The sequence below is a fragment of the Vibrio sp. 1562 genome, assembly GCF_033340155.1.
GTDB classification, from domain to species: domain Bacteria; phylum Pseudomonadota; class Gammaproteobacteria; order Enterobacterales; family Vibrionaceae; genus Vibrio; species Vibrio alginolyticus.
This window is the reverse complement of record NZ_JAWOVY010000794.1, coordinates 1-513: the sequence shown is the minus strand read 5'-3', so window position 1 is coordinate 513 and position 513 is coordinate 1. Positions and strand designations below refer to the sequence as shown.

The 513-nt window shown below is 47.6% G+C and carries 1 protein-coding gene; it reads right to left on the bottom strand.

What is annotated here, in order from left to right; genetic code table 11:
• Positions 1-513 (bottom strand): DEAD/DEAH box helicase family protein (locus tag R7Z49_RS27710; protein WP_318112859.1); only part of this gene is annotated, 513 nt, incomplete at both ends.

Below are 513 nucleotides of genomic sequence, written 5' to 3'. Positions count from 1 at the left end.
TTTTGGCTCGGGACTTCCATAGTCGCCAAATAATCTGGAATGCAGTGTAAGTTTTTCCCGTACCCGTTGCCATAACCAAGAGAACGCGGTTTTGTCCTGCTGCTACCGCTTCCACGGTTTTGTTTATCGCCTGTAGCTGATAGTAGCGCGGAGACTTACCGCTACCATCATCATGGTAATCTTGAGTAATGACTGGAAGATGCTCGGTTTTGTAGCCTTTCCAAACGCAGTACTTGTCCCACAGTTGCTGAGGTGTCGGGAAGTCTTCAAGTCGAATTTCAGTTTCGAGTTGAGCTGGGTTGGTTTTGTCGTGGAAGATAAAACCGTCGCCATTTGAGGCAAAGACAAAAGGGACTTCAAGTAAGCTGGCGTAATCTAGACCTTGTTGCATACCTTTGCCGATTTCATGCTTATTCGCTTTTGCTTCGACAACGGCTAGAGGCATACTCGGTTTATGGTAAAGGACGATGTCCGCAGACTTAACCTTTTTCCTCGCCGCTGCCTGACCACGAA